This window comes from Duffyella gerundensis, from assembly GCF_001517405.1.
Lineage (GTDB): Bacteria > Pseudomonadota > Gammaproteobacteria > Enterobacterales > Enterobacteriaceae > Duffyella > Duffyella gerundensis.
Genome location: NZ_LN907827.1, coordinates 456,533 through 483,506, shown reverse-complemented (window position 1 = coordinate 483,506; position 26,974 = coordinate 456,533). Strand labels below are relative to the sequence as shown.

The following is a 26,974-nucleotide window of genomic DNA, read 5'->3' as shown; positions in this document are numbered from 1 at the left end:
CGAATGAGGAAAGACACCATGAAAATTAAAGCGACACTTGCAACGTTAAGTCTGTTATCCCTGCTTAGTTTTGGCGCTTCGGCGGCTCAGCTGGTGACCAGCCAGCAGGCAGCGGATCTGCAGCCAGCAGGAACGATCAGTATCAGCGGCATCGGTGGTGCGCCAACAGATTACCGTGCGGCCCTGTCACAAAAAGCTGATGAGCAAGGCGCCAGCGCCTATAAAGTGATTGAAGCACGCACCGGTGACAGCTACCACCTGACTGCTGAACTCTACAAATAAGTTTCCCCGTCACCTTGTGACGAAGATTTTGCCCCGCCATGCGGGGCATTTTTTTGCGTGGTGTTAACGAATGGAAAACAGCAGGCGGCCTTCCAGTTCCGCTTCGGCCTCTTCAAACAGCAGAATCAAAGCGCCATAGCGACGTTTCTGTCCGGCGCCAAGATGGATAAACTCAACTTCTATTGGCAGCGGCATGGCAGGCCCCATCACCGCATCCCATAGTTCATCGAGATCGTAAAATGTCTCTCCATGCGCAAAGCGTTCGCTAAACTGCCGCAAGAAATGGCTCTGGTCGACAATCTCGTTAAAATCAAATGTCGTTTTATTCATGATGGCCGCTCCCGCCATACAATCGGGCAGCTTGCGCTGCCCGGGATTTTAGAGTCCGCCGATGTGCAGCGCTTTGACCTGTAAATACTCTTCCAGCCCCAGCACCGATCCTTCACGACCCAGTCCCGACTCTTTAACGCCACCAAACGGCGCCAGCTCGGTAGAAACGGCACACTCGTTGATACCCACCATGCCACTTTCCAGCGCCGCAGCGACCCGGAACACGCGCTGCAGGTTCTGGGTGTAGAAGTAGGCGGCCAGGCCATATTCAGTGTCATTGGCGCGACGAATCACCTCTTCTTCGTCATCGAAGCGGAAACAGGCAGCCACTGGTCCGAAGGTCTCGTCGCGGGCCAGCTTCATATTTTCACTGGCGTCGGCAATCACCGTCGGCTGCCAGAAGTTGCCGCCCAGAGCATGCCGCGCGCCACCTGCCACAACGCGTCCGCCGTTAGCAACGGCGTCCTGCACATGTTCTTCAACTTTTTCCACCGCTGCCGCATTGATTAACGGCCCCACGACTACCCCTTCCTCCATGCCGTTGCCGACCTTGAGTGCCTTAACTTCATCAGCCAGTTGGGTCACAAAGCGATCGTAGATAGCGTTATGAATAAAGAAGCGGTTCACGCTAACGCACACCTGACCTGCATTGCGGAATTTATTGGCAATCGCGCCTTTTACTGCCGCATCGATATCAGCATCCTCAAACACGATGTAAGGCGCATTTCCACCCAGCTCCATTGAGACTTTCTTCATGGTTTCCGCCGCGTTGCGCACCAACAGCTTGCCAACGGCGGTAGAGCCGGTGAAAGAAATTTTGCGTACTACGCTGCTGGCCATGATTGCATCGCTGATGGCTTGCGTATCGCCCGCCACCGCATTCAGCACGCCGTCCGGTATGCCCGCCTGTTTTGCCAGCTCAAGCAACGCAAAGGCGGAAAGCGGCGTATTATTGGCTGGTTTGATCAGGCCGGTGCAGCCCGCGGCGAGCGCCGCACCCAGCTTGCGTGTCAGCATGGCCATCGGGAAATTCCAGGGGGTGATCGCGGCGACCACACCTACCGGTTCCCGCGTGGCCAGAATGCGCGATCCCGCTTTGGCCGGAGGAATAATCTCGCCGTTGGCACGCTTTGCCTCCTCTGCAAACCACTGAATAAAGCTGGCGGCATAGTCTACTTCCCCTTCTGCCTCTTTCACCGGCTTGCCCTGCTCGGCGGTCATCAGCTCTGCCAGCCAGCGCTTGTTCTCGATTATCAGCTCGTACCAGCGATACAGATATTCAGAACGCGCCTTGGCGGTTTGTGCACGCCAGCCGGGGAAGGCCTGCTCAGCGGCAGCAATCGCCTGCTCCGTTTCCTGTTTGCCCGCGTTGGCAACTCGGGCAATGACCTCGCCGGTGGCCGGGTTCAATACATCAAAGGTGCTGCTCAGGCTCTGCCAGCGGCCATTGCTAAGGTAGCCTGTCTGGAAAAGCGGGTGATCGTGCAGGGACTGTGACATTTCTCCTCCTGGCGGAATTTACCATCATGTTTTCATCATTATAGTGGTGAATCGTGACGGCCGCGGCGGTGAGGCTGGCAGTGCGGCAAGAAAGTGGACAAAAAAAAGCCGCCCGCAGGCGGCTGACGATCATATTTTTATCATGGTGCTTTGATAGCGCTGCAGGATATCTGCCAGCCGGTGCACCGGTTCGGTGACGGTTGGCGGCGCGGCATACTGTGCCAGCTTTTGCTGGTAGATCTCCAGCTCCTGCAACAGCCGCTGATAATAGTACAGCCGCTTATCGTCGCTGCGTGCGGCAATGACCCGATCGGCGGTATAGCGCATCTGCTTATGCCAGGCGGAGAGATCGTCATTCACCGGAATCTCCGCCGCACGCAGCCGTTGATGGCCGATAATCAGGGTCAGCGCCAGACGGAACTTGTTAATATCTCCGGGAAACAGGTTTAACAGCAGGAACAGCTGTTGATAAAGCGCCGGTAGATGATTTTCACGACGACGGGCCTGATTGGTGGTCATCGCCGCCACCGCGGCATACATAAAGCGGTTCAGCAGCTTGCGGCCGGTGCGCGCCTTCGACTTATCGCGAATCAGCAGAATCACCAGCAGCGCCACAAAACAGCCAATCACCTGGCCAAGCGCATTGTCGAGAAACACGTTGACGCGAAACGTCATTGGGTTATCCAGCACCAGAATATTGAGCGTGCCGACCAGTGCGCCCAACGTGCCGATTTGTCGCCGCTGGATAAAAATCCCCCCCACAAACGCCAGCAGGCCGATCGCAATCGACAGCAGCAGCGCGCTCTGCTGCGTAGCGGGCAGAATATACATGAAGTAGATGCCGCCCAACGGCAGCGCAACGGTCATACCGTAAAGAAAATCTTTGGCGATCATCAGGGGATTCGGCATGCGCATGGCCAGCGCAGTGATCACCGCCAGCATCACCATACAGCCGCTGCCCGAGGTCCAGCCGGAATAGAGCCAGAACAGCGAACCCGCCGCCGTAGCAACAAAGGTGCGAATGCCGTTAATCATCGCGTGATGGGTTTCTGCCGAGCGGGCTTTTATCACCACTTCGCCCTGCAAAATCTGCTCTTCGATATGGCTGATGCGGCTGTTGGTTTGAATGCCTTTCATCAGCAGCGTGTACTGCGATGCAGCGCCCACCCAGCTGGCCAGCGTAAGCGGCAGGGATTTACTGCTACTGGCGGTAATCACCCGGCGCAACACCTTCAGCCGTTTGCGCACGTCGTTAACATCGTTGACCTCGCGATCCAGCAGCAAGCGATACTGCGGCGCGATGTAATCCGGACGGCTGTTCTGCACCAAAAAAGTTTCAGCAGCCTGAGTAATCAGCGTGAGCGAGAGCGTATTCAGCATATGTAAGCGGCGACTGACCCGCTGCCAGCGTGCCGATTCCATCATCAGCTGGCTGCGCATGCCGCCCAGCGCGGTGGTCCGACGCACCAGCCCGCTCCACGCCTTATCCACGGCGTCTTTATCGTCGTGCGCAACGCACAGTTGCAGCAGTTTGTAATGATCGACCAGCAGCGATTCCACTTCGCGATCGATCACTTTTTTGATCGATCGCGGGGAGAAGATCATGTCCGCGACAATGGCGCAAACAATACCCAGCACGATCTCGCTACAGCGCTCCACCGCATATTGCGGCGCCAGCGTCAGCGCGCCATTGGCGTCGGCGGTGACCACGATAATCAGCGCCGTATAGCCCGCCAGGCCAAGTGCATAAGAGTTCTCTACCCGAATCAGTGACGACAACCAGACGCAGATGCCCGCCCACAGACAGCAGAGCAGTAGCATTACCACCGGTGCGCGAATCGTGCCAATCATGATGGCAAGTGCCGCGATACAGCCGAGAAACGTGCCGATAATACGCAGCACGCCACGGTAACGCAGCGCGCCCGAATAGGGATCACCACCGGCAGCAAAAGCCGTACCGCCAGCCACAATGGCAGCGGTCATCACCGCCCAGCGCGGCGTTTCCAGATTGAAATGAAATCCAATCATCAACGCCGCAACAACGGCAAAGGTCAGCTTGATCGGAAAGCGCAGCGTTTCAAGTTGCATCATCGCCCGGCCTAACCAAACTCACGCAGGCGATTGAAAAAGCGCATCACCGGCGAGGCAGGTTTTTGCTGGCGATCTTCAGGCCCGGTCACTACAACGGTTGCGGTGGTGCCCGAAGGATAGAGATTGCCGATCTGCTCATCAAGATGGATACGCACCGGCACACGCTGCGCCAGACGAACCCATTCCAGATTAGAATCGACCGTGGCCATGCCTTTGCTATCGACGCTGCTGCTGCTGTTGGTAATACCTGCTGCGATGCTGTTCACCGTGCCATGCAGCACGCGGTTACTGCCCAGCGGCGTGATTTCAGCGCGGTAGCCAGGGCGAATGCCATCAAGCTTGGTCTCTTCCATATACGCCAGCACGTAGAACGAATGTTGTTTCACCAGCGCGACGGCAACCGATCCGCGAGTGATAAACTCACCCTCGAAGGCGTTCAGGTTGGTTACCCAGCCGTCAGAAGGCGCACGCACGGTGGTACGTTGCAGATCCAGCGCGGCTAAATCACGCGTAGCGGCAGCTTTTGCCAGCTGATGCTCGGTGGTTTGCAAATCGTTATTGGCCTGCTCAATCTGCTCGCGTGACATCGCCTGCACGCCAAGCTGGTTGCGACGTGACGCTTCTCGCCGCTTTTCACTGGCGATAGCCTGGTAATATGCGACGTCGGCCTGAGCTTCATCCAGCGCTTTCTGAAAACGTGGACGATCGATCACAAACAGCACATCGCCTTTCTTCACCAGCTGATTGTCATGCACCGGCACCTCGGTGATCAGCCCGGTAACGTCGGGCGCAATGGCCACCACATCGGCGGTAAATTTGGCATCCCGCGTCCACGGCGATTCGGTGTAGAACACCCAGGCACGAAAAATAATGACGGCGGCGATGATCACCAGAATAACGGTCACTGCATAACGCGCGACTTTTCTTATAAGCGCTTTCACTTAAACCTCAGACCAGCAGACAGGAAACGACGTAAAACACACAGCAGTACAGCGCCGTATTGAACAGGGCCGGATGCCAGACCATATCGTAAAGACCGGTAGGCGTTAACACACGGCGTACCAGCCAGAACAGCGCCAGCGACAAAATCAACTCAACGAAAATGGGCGGGAAAGAGAGCCCAAATATAACGATAACCGGAAGCACACTCATCTTTTATCCTTAAACAAACCATGCCGGGAACGCCCTGCGATCGACGCGCTCTCCTGGAATCAGGATAAATACGCACAGCGGTAACTGCATACACTGCAGTAAAGGGATTACCGTGACGCAATGAATAATAGCTTAGCCTCAGGCAACTAAAACGAGAGAAAAGCGTAAAGGGTTTTCGCGGCGTTGCTATAGTAACGCGGCTGACTATATGTTTTCTACCAATTGTGATCTAAATCACTTTTAAGCCAGAGTGAATAATGGAACGACTAAAAAGTATGTCGGTGTTTGCCAAAGTGGTTGAATTAGGTTCGTTTACCGCTGCTGCGCGCCAGATGCAGATGAGCGTCTCGTCAGCGAGCCAAATTGTGGCAAAACTGGAAGATGAGCTACAGGTAAAGTTGCTGAACCGCAGCACACGCAGTATTGGCCTGACCGAGGCGGGCAAAATTTATTATCAGGGCTGCGGTCGAATGCTGGCGGAAGCGCGACAGGTGCACGAGCAGCTCTACGCCTTTAACAATATGCCGATTGGCACGCTGCGCATTGGCAGCTCCTCGACCATGGCGCAGAACGTGTTATCGGTGATGACGGCGGATATTCTGCGTGAATATCCGGGCCTGACGGTCAACGTAATGAGCGGCATTCCCGCGCCCGACCTGATCGCCAACGGGCTTGATCTGGTTATTCGCGTTGGCGCACTGCAGGATTCCAGCCTTTTCTCACGGCGGCTTGGTTCGATGCCGATGGTGGTGTGCGCCAGCAAGCACTATCTCAGCCAGCACGGCACACCGGAAAAACCTGCCGATGTGGATAAGTTCTCCTGGCTGGAATACAGCGTGCGGCCCGATAACACCTTTGAACTGATCTCACCAGAAGGTCTGGTCACGCGACTGGCACCGCAGGGACGCTTTGCCACCAACGATTCGCAAACGCTGATTCGCTGGCTGAATGCCGGTGTTGGCATTGCGTATGTGCCGCTGATGTGGGTAATTGATCAGATCAATGCCGGTGAAATCGACATTCTATTTCCGCATTATCAGTCGCATCCGCGGCCGGTCTACGCGGTGTATACCGAAAAGGATAAGCTGCCGCTCAAGGTGCAGGTGTGCATCGACTATTTAACGGATTATTTTCAGCAGGTGGGAGCGGTTTATCAGGCTCATCGGGCAGGATAATAAAACGGCGGGCAACATGCCCGCCGTAGTTTGTCAGGCGGTGCCGCCGACGGTGAGTTTGTCGAGCTTCAGCGTTGGCTGACCAACGCCCACCGGCAAACTTTGTCCCTCTTTACCGCAAACGCCCACGCCTTTATCCAGCGCCAGATCGTTGCCGACCATAGAGATTTGCTGCATCGCTTCGATGCCAGAACCGATCAGAGTTGCGCCTTTCACCGGCTTCGTCACCTTACCGTTTTCAATCAGATAGGCTTCAGAAGTCGAGAAAACGAACTTGCCGGAGGTGATATCCACCTGGCCGCCGCCGAAGTTAGGCGCATACAGGCCGAACTCCACGCTTTCGATGATCTCCTGCGGCGTGGATTGACCCGCCAGCATATAGGTGTTGGTCATACGTGGCATCGGCAGATGTGCATAGGATTCACGACGGCCGTTACCGGTCGGCGGAACGCCCATCAGACGCGCGTTCAGCTTGTCCTGCATATAGCCTTTGAGAATGCCGTTCTCAATCAGCACGTTGTACTGGCCGGGAACGCCTTCATCATCAATAGCCAGCGAACCGCGCAGGCCGTCAATGGTGCCGTCATCAACCACGGTACAGAGTTCAGACGCCACCAGCTTGCCCATCTGGCCGCTAAACATCGAGGTGCCGCGACGGTTAAAGTCGCCTTCCAGGCCGTGTCCAACCGCTTCATGCAGTAGTACGCCAGGCCAGCCAGCGCCCAGCACCACCGGAATCGATCCGGCCGGGGCGGCGACAGCAGAGAGATTAACCAGTGCCATGCGCACCGCTTCGCGCGCCCAGGCTTCCGCCCGCACTTCGCCATTTTCATCGGCGAGGAAAAACTCATAGCCGGAACGACCGCCGCCGCCGCTGGAGCCACGCTCACGCTTGCCGTCATCTTCGACCTGCACGCTCACGGAGAGGCGCACCAGTGGACGCACGTCGGTAGCCAGCGTGCCATCAGTGGCGGCAACCAGCACCAGTTCATAGACGCCGCTCAGGCTGGCGCTGACTTCCTGCACGCGCTTATCGGCGGCGCGTGCCGCACGATCGACCCGGTGTAACAGATCAATTTTCTCTTCGCGGGTCAGGCTGCTCAGCGGATCGCGCGTGGGATACAAGGCGCGATGGTTCACTGCCGACAGCGTATGCGCTTTGCCGTTGCCCTGTTCACGTACAATGCTGCGTGCTGCTTCAGCACTCAGCGTGAGCGCATTCAGGGTGATCTGGTCCGCATAGGCAAAACCGGTTTTTTCACCGCTGACGGCGCGTACCCCGACGCCCTGATCGATATGATAAGAGCCATCTTTAATGATGCGATCTTCCAGCACCCAGGATTCATGGTAGCTGGACTGGAAATAGAGGTCGGCATAATCCAGGCGACGTTCTGAAAGCTGCCCCAGCAGGGCATACAGATCTTGCTGATTAATATTGTTAGCAGTCAGTAACTGCTCACTTACCAGATTCAGACTCATCGTTTCTCACTTGTTAATTAGCCATCAGTACAGCCTGCGGGAATTCCTCAGCGCCGTCAAATCACTTCGCGGAGGCGCCTTTGGTTTCGCGCGGCGCCCGCGATACTTCATCAATTTCAGGTTTATCAACCGGCCCGCTGATGTGATAACGCAAGACTGAAATTTTGTTCCAGAGCGGTGCCAGCGCTTTGCTGGCGGCGTACACCGCGGCACCGACTACCGGATTAATAGCAAAGGCGGTAGCGACGCCCACCGTGGCGGAAATTTCTGGTGCGACCACCGCTTCCATATCGATGCGGCGACGCACTAAATCGACCTTGCCCTGCATCGCAATATCGGCTTCGATGCCGTCAACGAGCAAATTATCGGTTTGTAACTGACCGTCTTTAATCCACGCGGTACCGTTAATACTATCAAAATAGAACCCCTGGCCGAACGTATCGCTGAAATCGAGACGAAGCTTACGCACCAGCGAATCGACGCTGATCAACCGCAGCACCTGCCCGGCGCTGCCGGTATCGACATCAGCAACATAGCCTTTGCCAAGATGGGATTTTAATACGCCGGTTAATGTCGCTTCCGAAGGTTGCCACGGCGTAGAGCGCCAGTGCAGATCGTAGTGCAGGTTGAACGGCGCATCGTGCAACGGCGAGTTAACGCCGAACCAGTTAGCCGCCTCATTGATGCTTTTACCGCTGAGCTTGCCTTTCAGCGAGGTGCGCTGGCTGCCTGGACGGTTTACCCATTCGCCCTCAACCGCCAGCTTCGCGCTACCGGTGTCGATCAAACCGTTAGTAAGCGCTAACGTATCACCATTGATGCGTGTCTCAGCCTGAATGCGACCCACATTCTGGCCGCGCAGCCAACACTCATCACACGCCAGACGCAGCGCGGGCCAGCCGCTGAAATCAATGGTGCTGTCGCCGCTGCCGGTGCTGCTGGCCTCAGCCGTTTTCCATTCAGGATTGTAGTAGAGATAGTCGAGATGCAGTTGCCAGTTGTTGCTGCCTGGAGCCGCGAGACTGCCGCGAATCTCTTTGCCTTTTGCCGTGGCCTGCATGCCGCCCGCCATCAACTGATTCAGGGTAATTTCCAGATCGTGCCACTGCTGGCCGCCGAGGGTCAGCACTGGCGTACGTAATACTATGTTGCCCGGCAGGCCCTTGCCCGGTAAGGCTTTATCGCCGCCGGACGCGCCGCCAGCCTTGCTTAATCCTGCCATCAGGCCCAGCCAGGCTTCACCGTTCAGCGCCGGGAGATTGACGATCATAGCCGGCCGTTCCGGCAGTGCAGGCGTGCTTTTTGCCTCGTTCAACCAGATGCCACGTTCAACGCGCAGGCCATTCTGCAACAGCCAGCGGCTGTTAAAGCGGTGGCGGCGATCGACGCTGCCGCTGAGGGTAAAGCTGTTCAGGTCGCCTTTGACACTGACCTCAACCGGCAAAGCACTGCCCGTTGCTTTATCGAGTGGCGCAGGTAAGTGACTACTTACATTTTTACCTTCCGCCTTCACATCCACGCGATAGCTGGCACCGCCCTGATGGGGCAGATCAACCGCTACCGTGCCCTGCCACGGCAAATTGCCCTGAAGTTTTTGCGCCACTGCCGCAGGCAATAGCGTGACTTTGCCCGGTTGCCAGTCACCCAGCAGATTGACGTTGATCGCCATATCCTGCTTGTTTTCCTGGGTAGTAAATTTCACGCTCAGCGGTTGACCAAACCAGTTGCCGTTCAGCTCTTCACTCTCAAGATTGCCATTATTGAAGCGGAAACGGCCGCTGAGGTTCTTTACCGTGCTGTCGAGCGGCTTGATGTAGAGATCGTTATTATTCAGCACCACGTTGCCGCTGGCGTGCACCTGCTGACCATCCAGCGGGATGTCGAGATTGAGCTTTCCGCGGGTTTTGCCTTTGACCTGCAGTTCCTCCAGTGCGCTGCCCAGTGAGCTTTTCAGCGGCGTTTGCTGGAAATAATCGCCGATATCCTGCCCTGCACCGCTGACGTTACCGGTGATAATCAGTTTCTCTTTCAGGTAATCGGGAATGATGGCGCTGATGTCGGTGACGCTGACCTTGCCCAACATCGCCTGCTGCGCTTTCATCCATAACCCATCATTCAGGAAATCGAGATCGATATCGAGGTTCTCAATATCGGGCCAGCCCGGCTGGAAAGCGTAGGTCGCGTGGCGCAACGGCACGGTGACTTCAAACATGCCGTCGTTGTGTTTGAACGGAAAGAGCTGCGGATTCCCGGCAAACAGCAGAGTCGCATTGCTGACCTGGCCGCCTTTTATCGCCCCGCTGAGATAACGCGTCAGGTTCGACCCCAGCAACGGCTGCGGGAAATAGCGCCATGCATCGCCGGCGTTGGTGACGTTAATGCCAGCAAGGATATCGAGCTGAGGCGCGGCTTTCTGCGGCTGTTGATAGCGGAAATCGCCGCGCGCGTGCAGCGATCGCGCCTGTACGTCCAGATCGGTGCCCTCTAACGTCAGACTGTCGCCGCTGAGCTGCCAGCCGATTGCGCCGGTGGCCTGTTTGATTTCCAGCGGAGCTTTGAACAAGGTGCCGTAAGGCAACGTGGCGTTGTTGATGGCAAGATCAAGCCGACCATGCGCAGCGCTGCCGGTCAGGCTACCAGCGAAATGCTCCATGCCCGGCAGCAGCTTCCAGTGTTGCCAACTCAGGTCGTGCCAGTGCGCGATAAAGCGCGTCTCTTCCGGCTGTGAAAGGGGCACATCCAGCGCCAGCGCATCGATTACGCCGCGTGGCTGCAACTGCTGCCAGTTTTCCAGCAGCTGCGGCGACAGGCGGGAGAACAGCGGAATCAGCGGCGCCAGCCGTTGCAAATCCAACTTAGTCGCACGAGCGCGGAACTCTGCCTGTCGATCCGGGCCAGGTAACAAGCCGCTCTCCGGCTGCCAGAGCAGCGAGAAGTGGCCTTCAGGCCAGGCGATGCCATCGGTGCGCAATCGTGTCTGCGGCACGGTCAGGCTCCAGCCATTTTTAAAACGGCTGAGATGGGCCGTCAGGTTATCCACCGTCATCTGATGGGTCTGCTGCTGTTCACCCAACCATTGCGCGCCACCCTGCTTCAGCTGCACGTCACCCTGATACAGTTCGCCCTGCCGCAGCTCGGCCCAGGCCGCCAGGCTAAAGCGCGCGCTTTTTAAGGTGGTATTGTCCTGCATCCATTGGCCCAGCCATGGCCGCACATCCACATCATCCGCCTGCATCCAGAGGCGACCGTTGTTCAGCAGGCCGTTGCTGTCATCGAGATTAAGCCGTACCTGTACCACGCCATGTTGACCAGTGAAGCTCGATAAGCTCACTTCCCCTTCCGCACGGTGTCGCGCTTTTTCATTCAGCCAGCTCAGCCGTGGAATAGACAGGCGGGCGTGCTGGCCGGATGGTGTCAGAAAGCTGATGCTGCTGTCGCGCAGATCGAAATGGTCGAACTGGCGCAGAAAGAGATCGCTGAGCTGGCCGGGTTTTAAAGTGTGATGCTGGCTGTCGCTGGTGAGCAGCGGCGTGTTGGTGTGCAGTTGAAGCTGCCAGAAAGTGAGCTGACGAAACTGCCAGCGAGCGTGAAGCAGAGATTGCCAGACATCCAGTGCCAGCGTGACGCGCGAAATCTTCAGCGAATCGCCTTCGGGTAACGTGACGTTGATGTCACGCACATCCAGCGTGGGGCCAAAGTTTTCCCATTTGCCGTGCAGCGAGGCCGCATTGACCGGTGTGCCACTGGCAGAGGAGATCGCCTTGAGGATCGGCTCACGCCAGTTATCCATCTGCGGCATCAGCAGACGCAGGCCGCTGACCAGCAACGCCACGATGACAATTAAGGTGGCTGCCGTCAGTAGCAGGATTCTGGGCAGCTGCCTCACTTATCTCTCCTTGTTTTGTGCATTCTCAATACGAAAGTCGTCAACAACCTACATCATCACCACGTCAAACTGTTCCTGAGTATAGAGTGGTTCAATCTGCACTTTGACCTGCTTACCAACAAAAATTTCCACTTCTGCCAGCGCATGGGATTCATCGCTCTTCAGCGCTTCGCCTACCGCCGGGGAAACATAGACCAGGAAACGGTCGGACTCGTAGGCATGATGCACGCGGACGATTTCACGCATGATCTCATAGCAGACGGTTTCCACCGTTTTTAGCGTGCCGCGCCCTTTGCATACCGGGCAATCGTGGCACAGCACATGCTCAATGCTTTCGCGCGTGCGCTTACGGGTCATTTCCACCAGGCCCAGCGCCGAGAAGCCGCTGATGCCGGTTTTGACCCGATCTTTACTCAGGGCACTTTCCAGCGAATGTAAAACCCGACGGCGGTGATCTTCATTACTCATGTCGATGAAGTCGATGATAATGATGCCGCCCAGATTGCGCAGTCGCAACTGCCGGGCAATCGCCTGCGTCGCTTCGGTATTGGTGTTAAAAATAGTTTCATCGAGATTACGGTGGCCGACAAAGGCGCCGGTATTAATATCGATGGTGGTCATCGCTTCGGTCTGATCGATGATCAGATAACCGCCCGACTTCAGTTCAACCTTGCGTTCCAGCGAGCGCTGAATTTCGTTCTCAACGTCGAACAGGTCAAACACCGGCTGTTTGCCATTATAGAGCTCCAGCTTGTCGGTCATTTCCGGGATATATTCCGCGGTAAATTCACGCAGCAGCTCCCAGGTTTGCCGGGAATCGACGCGAATGCGATCCAGCGCGGCACCGGCAAAATCGCGCAGGATACGCTGCGCCAGAGCGCGTTCACCATACAGGCGGCAGCGCGTCTGGTTACGTTTTTTACGCTCGATCACTTTGGTCCACAGGCGCTTGAGGAACGCGGCATCCTGCGCCAGCTCCTCTTCGCCAATGCCTTCCGCCGCGGTGCGGATAATAAAACCGCCGTGCTCATCGCAATAGTTGGCGACCACCGCCTTCAGACGGTTGCGCTCGGCTTCACTCTCGATACGCTGCGACACGCCGACGTGTGAGGCACCAGGCATAAACACCAGATAGCGCGACGGCAGCGTAATGTCTGTGGTCAGACGGGCACCTTTCGTGCCGATCGGATCTTTCACCACCTGCACCATCAAATCCTGCCCCTGATGCACCAGCTCGACAATATCGCGCACGTTGAATTTTTTCTGCTCTTCACCAGCAACGCATTCGGTGTGCGGCATGATGTCAGAGGCGTGCAAAAAGGCGGCTTTATCCATGCCAATATCGACAAAGGCAGCCTGCATACCCGGTAAAACCCGGCTCACGCGCCCTTTGTAGATATTGCCAACGATGCCACGACGCGCTTCGCGTTCAATATGAATTTCCTGCAGGATGCCGCCATCAATATAGGCAACCCGGGTTTCTGAAGGCGTGACATTGACCAGTAATTCAGCCGTCATTTTATCCTCTCAAGGCACGCAGCGCGTGAAAATGGCTAACCAGTTCGCTGGTTTCTACCAACGGTAATCCCACGACGGCATGATAACTGCCATTAATTTTACGGACGAAGTTGCCGCCAATGCCCTGAATGCCGTAGGCGCCCGCTTTGTCCATCGGCTCACCGGTGGCAACGTAGGCGGCAATATCGTCTGCGGTTAAGGTGCGGAACGTCACTTCCGTGGTCACCAGGCAATCAAGCTGCTGCTGCCGATCGGCCAGCGCTACTGCGGTCATCACCCGGTGCGTCTGGCCGGAAAGCATAGCCAGCATCGCGGCAGCATGATCGGCGTCGCGCGGTTTTTCAAGAATTTCACCTTCCAGCACCACCAGCGTATCCGCGCCCAAAACTGGCAGATCGGTAGGTGCCACCGCCACGCCCGCGCGCGCTTTATCCAGCGCCAGACGACGCACATACTGCTCGGCAGTTTCGTGATCGTCACGCTGCTCAACCACGCTGGTGATCAAACGCTCAAATTGCAGGCCAAGCTGCGTTAACAGTTCACGTCGACGCGGTGAACCGGAGGCGAGATAGAGGGATAGCATACTTTTCCTTATTGAACGGCAAACTGACGGCGGATTTTTCTCATCAATAAGAATAGCCAGGGCCAGAGGATCCCGTCGATGACGCTGCTCCAGAATATTTCCGGACGAAACGAGATATCGATCACAAGAAATTCAGCCCAAAAAACAATGACATCCATGGCAAGCGACAGCACCATAACCATTAATGCCTGTTGCCACAACGCGAGGTTGCGGAAAAGCTGAAATTTGAAGGCCACCAGGTAAGCGATGATGCTTAATGCCAGTGCTCTCACACCTAAGGTGGAGCCGGCAACCAGATCCATGATGCCGCCCATCAGGAAGCCGGTGCCGACGCTAACCCGGTGTGGCAGCGCCAGCACCCAATAAATCAGAATCAGCAACAGCCACGATGGCCGGAACATATAAAGCTGTTCCGGCCAGGGCATAATTTGCAATATCAGCGCCATAAGAAATGAGAGCCAGATAACCCAGCGACCATGGCTGCGATAGCTGCTCAAGGCTGACCTCCGCGCGTGGTGGCCGGGGTACCGTTGCTGGCGGGCGCGGTGGTTGCCGCTGCGGGTGCAGGTGGCCCCATTTCACCGGCTGGCGGCAGCACCTGCGGCATCATCTGCATCAGGCGTTCGTTGGCCACGCGGTGCACCTCATCCGGTGCCATCGGCATATCGCCATGTTTGTCAGCGCCCCACAGCAGCAGCAGATAGCGCAGACGCTGTAATCCTGCGGTTGGGCGAGCCTGAATAACGGTGTAAGCGCGCTGGGTATCCACCTTCACGGAGGACACCACGCCAACCGGATAACCTTCCGGGAAACGGCCCCCAAGGCCTGACGTGACCAGCACATCGCCCACCCGAATGTCGGTATTGCCCGGCAGGTGCTCAAGCTGCAGATCTTCGGTGCAGCCATTGCCCGCGGCAATCACGCGGATATCGTTACGCAACACCTGAATCGGCAACGCATGAGAGGCATCGCAAATCAGCAGCACGCGGCTGGAGACTTTGCCCACGGCAATCACCTGACCGACCACACCTTTATCACTGATCACCGGCTGCCCTTCATAGACGCCGTTCACGCTGCCTTTATCAATCACGGCCTGATCGGTATAAGGATCGGTGCCGGTAGAGATCACCTGCGTAACCATTTTTTGCTCATCCTGACGCAATGGCGAGCCCAGCAGTTCGCGCAGACGTGCGTTCTCCTGCTTGTATTGACCCAGCATCAGGATTTCACTGTTCTTCAGAAATAGCTCTCGATGCAGCGCTTTGTTTTCCAGCTCCAGCTGCTGCCGGGAGGCCAGGGTGTCTGAAACGCTATCCAGAATCTGTCGTGGCCCGTTGGCCAGAAAATAGAATGGGCTAACTGCGGTATCCATGTAGTTGCGTATCTGGGTAAACGACCCCACCCGACTGTCGGCAATGATGATGCCTATAGCAACCAAAACCGCCAAAAACAGGCGCAACTGCAGGGAAGGTCCTCTGCTGAAAATCGGCTTCATAAATTCTGCGTAGTCCTCGGCAACAAAAAAGGGAGTGCGGATCCACTCCCCTGAGCCATGCGCGCCAGTGCCTGACCGGCCGCTGCTGGCGCGCGTAGCCTGATTGAGGCAATTATTCTTCGCTGAACAAATCGCCGCCGTGCATGTCGATCATTTCCAGCGCTTTACCACCGCCGCGGGCGACGCAGGTAAGCGGATCTTCAGCCACGACTACCGGGATACCTGTCTCTTCCATTAACAGGCGATCAAGATTGCGCAGCAATGCGCCACCGCCGGTCAATACCATGCCGCGCTCAGAGATATCTGAGGCCAGCTCTGGCGGACACTGTTCCAGGGCAACCATTACCGCGCTAACGATACCGGTTAAAGGTTCCTGCAGCGCTTCCAGAATTTCGTTGGAGTTCAGGGTGAATCCGCGCGGTACGCCCTCAGCCAGATTACGGCCGCGCACTTCGATTTCACGCACTTCGTCGCCCGGATACGCCGAGCCGATCTCATGTTTGATGCGCTCTGCAGTCGCTTCGCCGATCAGCGAGCCGTAGTTACGACGCACATAATTAATGATCGCTTCATCAAAGCGATCGCCGCCGATACGGACAGATGAAGAGTAAACCACGCCGTTCAACGAGATCACCGCGACTTCGGTCGTACCGCCACCGATATCGACCACCATCGAACCGGTCGCTTCGGATACCGGTAGGCCTGCGCCAATCGCAGCAGCCATCGGCTCTTCAATCAGGAAGACTTCACGTGCACCGGCGCCCTGCGCTGATTCACGGATAGCACGGCGCTCAACCTGCGTTGCGCCAACCGGCACACACACCAGCACTCGCGGGCTGGGACGCATAAAACTGTTGCTATGCACCTGCTTGATAAAATGCTGCAGCATCTTTTCAGTAACGAAGAAGTCGGCGATGACGCCATCTTTCATTGGACGAATAGCGGCAATATTGCCGGGTGTGCGACCCAGCATCTGTTTGGCATCATGGCCAACGGCCGCCACGCTCTTTGGGGAGCCGGCACGGTCCTGGCGAATGGCAACAACAGATGGCTCGTTCAACACGATGCCCTGTCCTTTCACATAAATCAGGGTATTCGCAGTACCCAGGTCGATGGACAGGTCGTTAGAAAACATGCCACGAAATTTTTTAAACATACTAAAGGATAATCCTGCAAGCTGGGGGCGGAAAATAAAATCCGCTTACTTTACCAACCACCGGGTGCAGCCACAAGGCGCAAAAACGTTCTGCTCCGGTGAAAAATTACGCATGCCGCGACCTGATACATAACCCCGAAAACGAAACCACAAGGTAAGGCTTGCATCACGGCTTAATTTCTCATTTCACAGGCTGGTAAGCGGACACAATAAACACAAATTTTAACATTTCTGGTCTGCATCGATAACGATGCATCCGTGAACGCCGCCACCACTGCGCGGCTATTCTACGTGAAAGCGGTGCTTAAAGACGGTAGCTCTGTGAATATTTTTTCACATTGCTGTTTACCGGCTCGGATGAGGCAAAAAAATCACCCTGTCCGCCCGACACGCCCAAATCACTGAGCGTTTGCCATTCAGAACGGGTCCGAACACCGGTGGCAAAAACGCGCGTTGGCGTATCTTTACAGACCTCAAGCAAACTTTGTACAAACAGCTGGTTTTCGGTGCGTCGATCGATGTTTCTGACCAACCCCGGATCAAGCTTGATCAGCTCAACGTTAAACTGTTTGATATAGGCACTACTAACGACCGTCAGTCCCGCCTGATTAACTGCCAGTCGGCAACCGAAGCCGGTCAGTAAACGAAATACTGGCTGTAAAAGATTGATATGTTGACCAACATCGGCTTCTGCAAGTTCAAATAAAAATCGTTTTCTTTGCAATTTTGTACATTGCAACAGCATGGCCTTCAGCCAGCGCTGAAACGGCCGCTGCAGCAGCGCATCGCTGGTGACCGGCAAGGCGAAGACCTCTTCCGGCCAGATAGCCGATAGCGCGATGATGCGCGAAACCATCAGCCGATCAAAGGCTTCCGCCATGCCAAGTTGCAGTACCAGCGGCATAAACTCAGCGGCTAACAGCTCTTTATCGCCATCAAAAATGCGCGCCAGAATCTCGCGATGATGCACTTTGCCACCCGCCAGTACGGCCGGCTTTTGATATAACCGCGGCCCACCGCGGCTGAGCGTATTTTCCAGCAGCGTGCGCCATTTTACGCTGCCACGTCCCATTTCAATGGTGTTGCCTTCACCCACCGACCAGCCATTTCCACCTTGCAACGAAGCGTGGCGGGTCGCAGATTCCACGTTTTCCATCACCTGCTGGGTCAGCTGGCCGCTGCGAAAGGCGCTGATGCCGATATGAATCATGTCATCGCGATCCATCATCTGCGTAGGCGGTAGTGCATCCACCGCTTTGATCAGCTGCGCCGCAATGCCGTCCGCCTCTTTCAGGGTGCGGTGCGGCAGCAAAACGGCAAAGTCACTGCGAAAATAGCGGGCCAGCAGCGCACCGGGATAGCGCAGCACAAAGGTCGACAGCATATTGACCAGGTCAAAAAGATAATCTTTCGCCTGCTGATGGCCCCAGTCGTCCAGCAAGGTATCGAAATCGGGCAGGCGAATCATCATTACCACGCCATGCGTGCCGACATCCTCAGGGTCTTCCAGTAGCGTCGCCAGCTGATTGTCAAAAAACAGACGATTATTCAGGCCGGTGCGCGCATCCTGAGCCGCAAAAGCACGAATCAGGGTATCAATACGGGTACGCTGCTCGCCCGCTGCGCGCAAATCTGCCAGTAACAGATCCAGTGCGGCGCTCGCTTTAGGTGGCCACTCCAGAATTGAGCCGCGCTCAACGCTGCCGCGCTCACCGCGCATCACGCGGCTGGCGCGTTGCTCAAGGCGCTCCATGCCTTTTAACTGGCGATAGAGCCAGCGATGGGTCAGCAGCAGCAGCATCGACATCACCAGGCCAACAATGGCGATAGCGCTCAGCGTAAAGGTCCCGACCAGCGACTGAAACCAGGTGCGGGTCGGATCCAGCACCTGAACGCGCAAGGTCATACCGGGCTGCAACGGCAACGGGACGTCAAACTGACGAAAGCGGTTGGGTTCGTCCTCAAGCATGGCGTTTTGATGGCGCGCCAGCGTCAGCACGGCCTGCGAGGCATTACGGATTTCCAGATGTTCAATATTCAGCGGCGGCATCACTTTCTCCAGCCAGCTAGCCATCTGGGGTGCGGTCTGCGTGGAAAAAGCGGTATTCACTTCAGCGGCCAGCGTCTGTACGCGCTGTTCCACCCGTTGGTTGAGGATATAAAGAAAGCTTGCCAGACAGCCCACCAGCATCAGAATCATCGCCAGCGCACTTAATAACGTTATAAACGCAGATAGTTTGGTGGTTATTCGCATCCCTGTGCCTGTAAACGCGCTTATCAACAGATCGCTGCTGCAAGCACGCGTTAAAAGTGTCGTAAAGGTGTGCCGGTGGCGCACAAAGTAACACAAATTATGTCGTGAAAAATGATTGTGCCACGCGGTTACCGCGCGGCAAACCCTCCAGCGGCTATCAACAACAGATGATCGCATCTGGCTATTATTCAGTCTATTCTGATTGCAGCGGCTTATGACCAGGAAATTTCACATTTTGTGGATAAAAGTCGCCAGCCATCACGCTTTTATTCATGCTCAGCACACTGCTCTTGCCACAGGAAAATGCCATGAAGCCGGTCAACCGTTTAACTGAATCTGATGTCACGCCAGAAGCGATTTTTAATCAGCAGCGCAGAAAACTCATGAAAACGCTGGGCCTGGGTGCGGCAGCGGCGGCTCTCCCTCAGGCCGCTCATGCTGATTTACTGAGCTGGTTCAAAGGCAACGATCGCCCGCCCGCACCCCCTGGCCGTGCGCTCGACTTCAGCAAGCCTGAGGCCTATCAGGCGAACCTGATGCTGACGCCAGAAGATAAGGTCACCGGCTATAACAACTTTTACGAGTTTGGGCTCGATAAAGCTGACCCGGCCGCTAACGCCGGTAGCCTGAAAACCGAGGACTGGAAAGTGCGTATCGATGGCGAAGTCGCCAAACCGTTGACGCTGGATATGGATGATATCTTCAAGCGTTTCCCTATGGAGCAACGGATCTATCGCATGCGCTGCGTGGAAGCCTGGTCAATGGTCGTGCCGTGGATTGGTTTCCAGCTCGGTAAACTGATTCAGGCCGCAGAACCGACCAGCAACGCGCGCTTCGTCGCGTTTAAAACGGTTTACGCGCCGGATCAGATGCCAGGACAGAAAGATCGCTTTATTGGCGGTGGCCTTAATTACCCCTACGTGGAAGGCCTGCGACTGGATGAGGCAATGCACCCGCTAACCCTGCTGACGACGGGCGTGTATGGCAAAGCGCTGCCACCGCAGAATGGGGCGCCGATTCGCCTCACCGTGCCGTGGAAATATGGCTTCAAAGGCATTAAGTCGATTGTGCATATTTCGCTGACGCGCGATCGCCCGCCAACCACGTGGAATGAATCCGCGCCCAACGAGTACGGTTTTTTCGCCAATGTGAACCCGCACGTTAACCACCCGCGCTGGTCGCAGGAGAGTGAACGCTTTATCGGTGCCGGTGGCATCCTGGATGTAAAGCGTCAGCCTACTCTGCTGTTTAATGGCTATGCAGACGAGGTCGCATCGCTTTATCGTGGCCTTGATTTGCGGGAGAATTTTTAGGTGCGTTTAAACCTTAAACAGATCGGCTGGCTTAAAGTGGCACTGCATCTGGCCGGCTTTTTGCCGCTACTGTGGTTGATTCTGGCGATTGACCAAAACTGGCTGAGCGCCGACCCGGCCAAAGATATCCAGCATTTTACCGGCCGTATGGCGCTGAAGTTTCTTCTGGCTACGCTGCTGGTCGCGCCGTTAAGCAGAATGGGCAAGCAGCCATTATTGATTCGTACCCGACGTCTGCTCGGCATTTGGTGTTTTGCCTGGGCATCACTGCATCTGACCAGCTACTGGCTGCTGGAACTGGGTATCAATAACCTGGCATTGTTAGGGCGGGAATTACTGACGCGCCCTTATTTGACGCTGGGTATTATCAGCTGGTTTATTCTGCTCGCGCTGGCAGTGACCTCTTTCCAGCGTGCGCAGCGCAAACTGGGCAAACGCTGGCAAACGCTGCACAACGCGATTTATCTGGTGGCGATTCTCGCGCCGATCCACTTTTTATGGTCGGTAAAAACCGTTTCCCCGCAGCCGGTGATTTATGCACTGCTGGCAGCAATTCTGCTCGCCTGGCGTTATAAAAAGTTTCGTCGCTGGTTTTCACGCTAGCCTGTTTTTCAGTGACATCGCCCCGCTTTTTGATGATTAACCGTAATGTCTCAGCACGTTACGGTTGATCAACTTCGCAGATAAGACCAGTATTTAGCTGCTAATTGTCCCGAAATCATTATAATGCCCGGCTTCGCATTCAAGATATGGCTTATTTTGGGTGCATAAGGTGACAAATTGATTTTTGCGCGGTATTTTACGCGATGCCTTAGATATTGCAGGAGATAGCAGCACAATGGCGCATAAGTTTCACATTCTGCTTTTAAACGGCCCCAACCTCAATCTGTTGGGCACCCGCGAACCAGAAAAGTACGGTTCAACCACGCTGGACGCGATTGTTAACCAATTGACCACCAGCGCCAGCGCCATTGATGTGAAACTCAGCCATCTGCAATCGAATGCAGAGTACGTCCTTATCGATCGTATTCATCAGGCGAAAGAGGATGTTGATTATATCATCATCAATCCGGCAGCGTTTACGCACACCAGCGTCGCTCTGCGTGACGCCCTGCTGGCGGTGAATATTCCTTTTATTGAAGTTCATCTGTCCAACGTTCATGCACGTGAGCCCTTTCGTCATCATTCCTATCTTTCTGATATTTCTGCCGGTGTAATCTGTGGCCTTGGCGCCGACGGTTATAACTGGGCTTTACAAACGGCAGTAAAACGCCTTTCCAACATAAATTAAACAGAGTACGGAACCACACTCATGGATATTCGTAAGATTAAAAAATTGATCGAACTGGTTGAAGAATCGGGCATCTCCGAGCTGGAAATTTCTGAAGGCGAAGAGTCTGTTCGTATCAGCCGTGCACCGGCTAATACCGGCTATCCCATGATGCAGCAGGCGTACGCGATGCCAATGGCTCAGCAGCAGCCAGGCCTTGCCGCCGCTGTGGCACCTGCCGCGCCTGTCGCCGAAGCACCTGCTGCTGAAATCAGCGGCCATCTCGTGCGCTCACCTATGGTAGGTACCTTCTACCGTACCCCAAGCCCGGATGCGAAAGCGTTCGTTGAAGTGGGCCAGAAGGTTAGCGCCGGTGATACGCTGTGCATCGTTGAAGCGATGAAAATGATGAACCAGATCGAAGCCGACAAGTCTGGCGTGGTGAAAGCCATTCTGGTCGAAAGCGGCCAGCCGGTGGAGTTTGACGAGCCGCTGATCATCATCGAATAACGGGGCCTACCATGCTGGATAAAATTGTCATTGCCAACCGCGGCGAGATTGCGCTGCGCATTTTACGCGCATGCAAAGAGCTCGGTATCAAAACGGTGGCGGTTCACTCAAGCGCTGACCGTGATCTGAAGCACGTGCTGCTGGCAGACGAAACCGTCTGCATCGGCCCGGCACCGTCGGTCAAAAGCTACCTGAATATTCCTGCGCTGATTTCGGCTGCCGAGATCACCGGCGCGGATGCTATTCACCCAGGTTATGGTTTTCTGTCCGAGAACGCCGACTTTGCTGAGCAGGTTGAACGTTCCGGCTTTATCTTTATCGGCCCGAAAGCAGATACCATTCGCCTGATGGGCGATAAAGTTTCTGCCATCAACGCGATGAAAAAAGCAGGCGTGCCGTGCGTGCCGGGTTCCGACGGTCCGTTGACCGACGATATGGAAAAAAACCGTGCCTTTGCTAAACGCATCGGTTATCCGGTGATCATCAAAGCCTCTGGCGGCGGCGGCGGTCGCGGTATGCGCGTCGTGCGCGGCGATAAAGATCTCGAAACCTCTATCAACATGACCCGTGCGGAGGCGAAAGCTGCCTTTAACAACGACATGGTGTACATGGAGAAATACCTCGAGAATCCACGTCACGTTGAAATCCAGGTTCTGGCTGATGGTCAGGGCAAAGCGATCTATCTGGCAGAACGCGACTGCTCCATGCAGCGTCGTCACCAGAAAGTTGTCGAAGAAGCGCCAGCGCCAGGCATCACCGCCGAGCAGCGTCGCTTTATCGGTGAGCGTTGCGCTAAAGCCTGTGCGGAAATTGGCTATCGCGGTGCCGGTACCTTTGAATTCCTCTACGAAAACGGTGAGTTCTACTTCATTGAGATGAACACCCGTATTCAGGTTGAACATCCGGTAACCGAAATGATTACCGGCGTTGACCTGATTAAAGAGCAGCTGCGCATTGCCGCAGGCCAGGGCTTGTCCCTGACGCAGGATGAAGTGGTCATTCGCGGTCATGCCGTGGAATGCCGTATCAACGCTGAGGATCCAAATACCTTCCTGCCGAGTCCGGGTAAAATTACCCGTTTCCACGCGCCGGGCGGGTTTGGCGTTCGTTGGGAGTCGCATATTTATGCCGGCTATACCGTGCCGCCTTATTACGACTCCATGATCGGCAAGCTGATTACCTATGGGGAAACCCGTGAGGTGGCGATTGCGCGCATGAAAAATGCGCTGGCTGAACTGATCATCGACGGCATTAAAACCAACGTTGAACTGCAGATGAAAATCATGTCCGATGAGCACTTCCAGCAGGGTGGAACCAATATCCACTATCTGGAGAAAAAGCTCGGGTTGCAGGAAAAGTAATCGCGTTCTGAGTACCCTGAAGGCCGGTTATCCGGCCTTTTGTTTTTCCAGCTTTCGGCGTTTCGCATTGAGGATGTGCTGATGGATGCGCGCTTTATCCAGGCTAACAGAGAGGCTCGTTGGTCGCTGCTGTTGGCTGTCGCTTATCTGACCGTTTGGGGCCTTTGCGCCTGGCTGGGTGGCAATCAACCCGGTATTGCCGGTTTGCCGCTCTGGTTTGAACTCTCCTGCCTGTTTGCTCCCGTGCTGTTTATCGTGCTTTGCGCATTGATGATTCGTCTGGTATTCAAAAATATCCCGCTGGAGGAGCCGCATGGACGTTAACATTATCCTGCCGCTGTTCGCCTATTTGCTGCTGGTGGCCGCCCTTTCGGTGTGGGCAATGCGTAAACGTCAGCAAGGCAGCTTTTTAACGGAATATTTTTTAGGCAGTCGCTCGATGGGCGGCTTTCTGCTGGCGATGACATTAACCACCACTTATATCAGCGCAAGCTCCTTTATTGGTGGGCCCGGTGCGGCCTATAAATATGGTCTTGGCTGGGTGCTGCTGGCGATGGTGCAGGTGCCGGCCGTTTGGCTGTCGCTGGGTATCCTCGGCAAAAAATTTGCCATTCTTGCCCGCCGGCATAATGCCATTACGCTGAACGACATGCTGTATGCGCGTTTTCGCAGCCCGCTGTTGATTTGGCTGGCCAGCCTGAGCCTGCTGGTGGCCTTTGTTGGTGCTATGACCGTACAGTTTATTGGCGGGGCCAGGCTGCTGGAGACGGCTGCCGGCATTCCCTACGATACCGGCCTGATCATCTTCGGCGGCACCATTGCGGTCTATACCGCTTTCGGCGGCTTTCGTGCCAGCGTGCTGAACGATGCTATGCAGGGTATTGTGATGCTGGCTGGCACCTTTTTGCTGCTGTTCGCCGTGATTCACGCAGCTGGCGGCCTCTCTACCGCCGTGGAAACCTTACAGCGCATCGATCCTAAGCTGACTCAGCCGCAAGGCGTGGGCGATATCATTAATCCTGCCTTTCTGGCCTCGTTTAGCGTGCTGGTCTGTTTTGGCGTGATCGGTTTGCCACATACCGCCGTGCGCTGCATCTCTTACAAAGACAGTCGGGCCGTGCATCGCGGCATTATCATCGGTACTCTGGTGATGAGCGTGCTGATGTTCGGTATGCACCTCGCTGGCGCGCTGGGTCGTGCGGTGTTGCCCGATCTTACCGTTCCGGATCAGGTGATCCCCCGGCTGATGATCACCGTATTGCCGCCCTTTGCTGCCGGGATCTTTCTCGCGGCGCCGCTGGCGGCGATTATGTCGACGATCAATGCACAATTGCTACAATCCTCCGCCACGATCGTGAAGGATCTCTATCTGCGTCTTTATCCTCAGCAGATCACCAATGAGCCGCGGGTAAAATTTCTGTCTGGCAGCATCACTTTTTTACTCGGGTTGCTGCTGCTGATTGCGGCATGGAATCCACCGGATATGCTGATCTGGCTTAACCTGCTGGCGTTTGGTGGCTTAGAGGCGGTATTTTTATGGCCGCTGGTACTGGGTCTGTACTGGAAAAAAGCCAACGCAGTGGGCGCGCTCAGCGCCATGATCGTCGGGGCGCTGAGCTACACCCTGCTGGCCAGCTTCAAGCTGCAGCCGGGCGGATTTCATCCGATTGTGCCTGCATTAACGCTCAGCCTGCTGGCGTTTTTAGTGGGCAACCTGTTTGGTCAGACGCCGCACGAGGCGGATGGCGACGACTTTGCATAAATAAAGAGAATTGCTATGCCATGGATTCAAATCAAGATTAATACCACCGGCGCGCATGCTGAAGAGCTGGGCGATGCGCTAATCGAACTGGGCGCCGTTTCGGTGACTTTTCAGGACACCCATGATAATCCGGTTTTCGAACCGCTGCCGGGTGAAACCCGTTTGTGGGGCGATACCGATATTATTGGCCTGTTCGATGCCGAAACCGACATGGAACCGGTGGTACAGAGCATGGGTCAGCATCCGCTGTTAGCGGCGGATTACCATTACAAAATTGAGCAGATTGAAGATAAAGACTGGGAGCGTGAGTGGATGGAGAACTTTCATCCCATGCGTTTTGGCGAACGTTTGTGGATCTGCCCGAGCTGGCGCGACGTACCCGATCCTGACGCGGTTAACGTCATGCTTGATCCGGGTCTGGCATTCGGCACCGGTACCCATCCCACTACTGCGCTCTGCCTTGCCTGGCTTGATGGTCTGGATCTGGCTGGCAAAACGATCATCGACTTTGGTTGTGGATCCGGCATTTTAGCCATCGCCGCGTTGAAACTGGGCGCTGCTCAGGCGATCGGGATCGATATCGATCCGCAGGCGATTCAGGCAAGCCGCGACAACGCTGAACGCAACGGCGTGTCGGACCGACTTTCGCTCTATCTGCCGCATCAGCAGCCTGACAATCTCAGCGCCGATGTGGTGGTAGCTAACATTCTGGCGGGTCCTCTGCGCGAGCTGGCACCGCTGATTGGTGTGCTACCGAAAGCGGGAGGACATTTAGGCCTGTCGGGCGTTCTGGCGAGCCAGGCGGAAAGCGTATGCGAAGCCTATGCCGATCGCTTTCAGCTCGATCCAGTAGCAGAACGCGAAGAGTGGTGCCGCATTACCGGTATCCGCGCCTCTGCCTGAGACCTGTCTCAAAACGCCCTCCGGTGCTCGCCACAGGGCGTTTCTTTACAATCGTTTGGTTACTATCCCCGCCAGAAATTAGTGCTGTTTCTGCGCTGTTGTTATACCGCGCATTCGGTTATTAACACTGGGGAAGTCTCTGAAATGAAATTAAAATATACGTTCTGTGCTCTGGCTATTTCCGCTGCACCTTTCTCCTGGGCCCACGATCATCACTGGTCTTATGAATCACCCGATCAATGGGGCGAAATCAACGCCGATTTTGCCACCTGCAAAAACGGCCAAAACCAGTCACCTATCGATATTCGTAGCGCGGTAAACGGTCAGCTGCAGCCGCTGGCGGTGAAATATAACGCTAAGCAGAAATCGATTGTGAACAATGGCCACACCGTGCAGATCAACGTGCAGGATGGCGATGATATCAAGGTTGATGACGAAACGTTTACCCTGCGCCAGTTCCATTTCCATACGCCAGCAGAAAACATGATTAACGGCGAATCCTTCCCGCTTGAAGTGCATTTTGTGCACAGCAGCGCTCAGGGCGGCCTGGCGGTAATGGGCGTGATGTTTAAACCCGGCGCAGTGAATCCTACTTTGGAGGCGATCCTGCGCAGCGTGCCTGCAAAGGTGAATGAAGAGAAACGCCTGAATAAGCCGCTTGATCTTTCATCACTGAAACCGGTGAACAAACAGTACTATCGCTACAGCGGATCGCTGACGACCCCCCCTTGCACAGAAGGCGTACGCTGGCTGGTAATGAAAGATGCGGTTTATGCTTCGCCTGCCCAGATTGCCTCGTTTGAAAAAATCCTCGGCGAGCATGGTAACAGCCGTCCGGTACAAACGCTCAACGGCCGTGTAATTGTGGAATAATCCTGCTAAATCCTGATAAAACATCATGATATTTACCGCCAAATGTGCTGTACATAAGGCTATTTGGCGGTTTTTATCGGG

The 26,974-nt window shown here is 55.5% G+C and carries 24 protein-coding genes; 11 read left to right on the top strand and 13 right to left on the bottom strand.

All coding sequences use genetic code 11. The features are described from left to right. Positions 1–18: 18 nt before the first annotated feature. Positions 19–282, top strand: a complete 264-nt coding sequence (gene yhcN, locus EM595_RS02210) for a peroxide/acid stress response protein YhcN (protein WP_067427455.1) — start codon at positions 19–21, stop codon at positions 280–282. Positions 283–345: 63 nt separating this feature from the next. Here the strand turns inward: yhcN and EM595_RS02205 are convergent, their stop codons facing one another. From EM595_RS02205 to aaeX, 5 genes are all read right to left on the bottom strand, one after another. Continuing rightward, complete coding sequence (locus tag EM595_RS02205) at positions 346–612, bottom strand: hypothetical protein (RefSeq protein ID WP_067427453.1); 267 nt, start codon at positions 610–612, stop codon at positions 346–348. A 48-nt stretch (positions 613–660) separates the two neighbouring features. Next, a complete protein-coding gene (locus EM595_RS02200; RefSeq protein ID WP_067427451.1) occupies positions 661–2,112 on the bottom strand; it encodes an NAD-dependent succinate-semialdehyde dehydrogenase in 1,452 nt (483 codons plus the stop codon). A 129-nt stretch (positions 2,113–2,241) separates the two neighbouring features. After that, positions 2,242–4,200 (bottom strand): p-hydroxybenzoic acid efflux pump subunit AaeB, encoded by a 1,959-nt coding sequence (gene aaeB / locus EM595_RS02195; RefSeq protein ID WP_067427449.1) that lies wholly within the window; start codon positions 4,198–4,200, stop codon positions 2,242–2,244. Positions 4,201–4,211: 11 nt separating this feature from the next. Continuing rightward, positions 4,212–5,144 carry a p-hydroxybenzoic acid efflux pump subunit AaeA gene (gene aaeA, locus EM595_RS02190; RefSeq protein ID WP_067427447.1) on the bottom strand — a complete coding sequence of 311 codons (933 nt, stop codon included), beginning with the start codon at positions 5,142–5,144 and terminating at the stop codon, positions 4,212–4,214. Positions 5,145–5,151: 7 nt separating this feature from the next. After that, positions 5,152–5,355: a p-hydroxybenzoic acid efflux pump operon protein AaeX gene (gene aaeX, locus EM595_RS02185; RefSeq protein WP_067427446.1), complete on the bottom strand. Its 204-nt coding sequence runs from the start codon at positions 5,353–5,355 to the stop codon at positions 5,152–5,154. 257 nt (positions 5,356–5,612) lie between these two features. Between aaeX and aaeR the strand changes: the two genes are divergently transcribed. Then, positions 5,613–6,530, top strand: a complete 918-nt coding sequence (gene aaeR, locus EM595_RS02180; protein ID WP_067427444.1) for an HTH-type transcriptional activator AaeR — start codon at positions 5,613–5,615, stop codon at positions 6,528–6,530. A 33-nt stretch (positions 6,531–6,563) separates the two neighbouring features. Here aaeR and tldD read toward each other — a convergent pair whose 3' ends face one another. From tldD to csrD, 8 genes are all read right to left on the bottom strand, one after another. After that, positions 6,564–8,009 (bottom strand): metalloprotease TldD, encoded by a 1,446-nt coding sequence (tldD, locus tag EM595_RS02175; RefSeq protein WP_067427442.1) that lies wholly within the window; start codon positions 8,007–8,009, stop codon positions 6,564–6,566. Positions 8,010–8,070: 61 nt separating this feature from the next. After that, positions 8,071–11,895: an AsmA2 domain-containing protein YhdP gene (yhdP, locus tag EM595_RS02170; RefSeq protein ID WP_067427440.1), complete on the bottom strand. Its 3,825-nt coding sequence runs from the start codon at positions 11,893–11,895 to the stop codon at positions 8,071–8,073. Between the two features lie 48 nt (positions 11,896–11,943). Beyond that, positions 11,944–13,413 (bottom strand): ribonuclease G, encoded by a 1,470-nt coding sequence (rng, locus tag EM595_RS02165; protein ID WP_067427438.1) that lies wholly within the window; start codon positions 13,411–13,413, stop codon positions 11,944–11,946. A 1-nt stretch (position 13,414) separates the two neighbouring features. Further along, positions 13,415–13,996 (bottom strand): Maf family protein, encoded by a 582-nt coding sequence (locus tag EM595_RS02160; RefSeq protein WP_067427433.1) that lies wholly within the window; start codon positions 13,994–13,996, stop codon positions 13,415–13,417. An 8-nt stretch (positions 13,997–14,004) separates the two neighbouring features. Next, positions 14,005–14,493, bottom strand: a complete 489-nt coding sequence (mreD, locus tag EM595_RS02155) for a rod shape-determining protein MreD (protein WP_067427431.1) — start codon at positions 14,491–14,493, stop codon at positions 14,005–14,007. Then, the gene (gene mreC, locus EM595_RS02150) at positions 14,490–15,491 is read right to left on the bottom strand and encodes a rod shape-determining protein MreC (RefSeq protein WP_067427429.1); all 1,002 of its coding nucleotides are present in this window, start codon (positions 15,489–15,491) and stop codon (positions 14,490–14,492) included. The genes mreD and mreC overlap by 4 nt, the downstream gene beginning before the upstream one ends. A gap of 112 nt (positions 15,492–15,603) precedes the next feature. Beyond that, the gene (gene mreB, locus EM595_RS02145) at positions 15,604–16,647 is read right to left on the bottom strand and encodes a rod shape-determining protein MreB (protein ID WP_003855260.1); all 1,044 of its coding nucleotides are present in this window, start codon (positions 16,645–16,647) and stop codon (positions 15,604–15,606) included. 304 nt (positions 16,648–16,951) lie between these two features. After that, a complete protein-coding gene (gene csrD / locus EM595_RS02140) occupies positions 16,952–18,901 on the bottom strand; it encodes an RNase E specificity factor CsrD (protein WP_067427427.1) in 1,950 nt (649 codons plus the stop codon). A 308-nt stretch (positions 18,902–19,209) separates the two neighbouring features. On the opposite strand from csrD, the gene msrP reads away from it, so the two are divergent. The 9 genes from msrP to EM595_RS02095 all read left to right on the top strand — a co-directional run bounded on the left by msrP (position 19,210) and on the right by EM595_RS02095 (position 26,893). After that, positions 19,210–20,214 carry a protein-methionine-sulfoxide reductase catalytic subunit MsrP gene (gene msrP, locus EM595_RS02135; protein WP_067427425.1) on the top strand — a complete coding sequence of 335 codons (1,005 nt, stop codon included), beginning with the start codon at positions 19,210–19,212 and terminating at the stop codon, positions 20,212–20,214. Further along, positions 20,215–20,817: a protein-methionine-sulfoxide reductase heme-binding subunit MsrQ gene (gene msrQ, locus EM595_RS02130; protein WP_067427423.1), complete on the top strand. Its 603-nt coding sequence runs from the start codon at positions 20,215–20,217 to the stop codon at positions 20,815–20,817. Between the two features lie 235 nt (positions 20,818–21,052). Then, complete coding sequence (gene aroQ / locus EM595_RS02125) at positions 21,053–21,505, top strand: type II 3-dehydroquinate dehydratase (RefSeq protein WP_067427421.1); 453 nt, start codon at positions 21,053–21,055, stop codon at positions 21,503–21,505. 21 nt (positions 21,506–21,526) lie between these two features. Continuing rightward, positions 21,527–21,994 carry an acetyl-CoA carboxylase biotin carboxyl carrier protein gene (accB, locus tag EM595_RS02120; RefSeq protein WP_067427419.1) on the top strand — a complete coding sequence of 156 codons (468 nt, stop codon included), beginning with the start codon at positions 21,527–21,529 and terminating at the stop codon, positions 21,992–21,994. 11 nt (positions 21,995–22,005) lie between these two features. Continuing rightward, positions 22,006–23,355 carry an acetyl-CoA carboxylase biotin carboxylase subunit gene (gene accC, locus EM595_RS02115; RefSeq protein WP_067427417.1) on the top strand — a complete coding sequence of 450 codons (1,350 nt, stop codon included), beginning with the start codon at positions 22,006–22,008 and terminating at the stop codon, positions 23,353–23,355. A gap of 81 nt (positions 23,356–23,436) precedes the next feature. After that, the gene (locus EM595_RS02110; RefSeq protein WP_067427416.1) at positions 23,437–23,679 is read left to right on the top strand and encodes a YhdT family protein; all 243 of its coding nucleotides are present in this window, start codon (positions 23,437–23,439) and stop codon (positions 23,677–23,679) included. Then, complete coding sequence (panF, locus tag EM595_RS02105) at positions 23,669–25,117, top strand: sodium/pantothenate symporter (protein WP_067427412.1); 1,449 nt, start codon at positions 23,669–23,671, stop codon at positions 25,115–25,117. The genes EM595_RS02110 and panF overlap by 11 nt, the downstream gene beginning before the upstream one ends. 15 nt (positions 25,118–25,132) lie before the next feature. After that, positions 25,133–26,020 carry a 50S ribosomal protein L11 methyltransferase gene (gene prmA / locus EM595_RS02100; RefSeq protein ID WP_067427410.1) on the top strand — a complete coding sequence of 296 codons (888 nt, stop codon included), beginning with the start codon at positions 25,133–25,135 and terminating at the stop codon, positions 26,018–26,020. Between the two features lie 144 nt (positions 26,021–26,164). Then, positions 26,165–26,893 (top strand): carbonic anhydrase, encoded by a 729-nt coding sequence (locus tag EM595_RS02095; protein WP_067435077.1) that lies wholly within the window; start codon positions 26,165–26,167, stop codon positions 26,891–26,893. Positions 26,894–26,974: the final 81 nt, after the last annotated feature.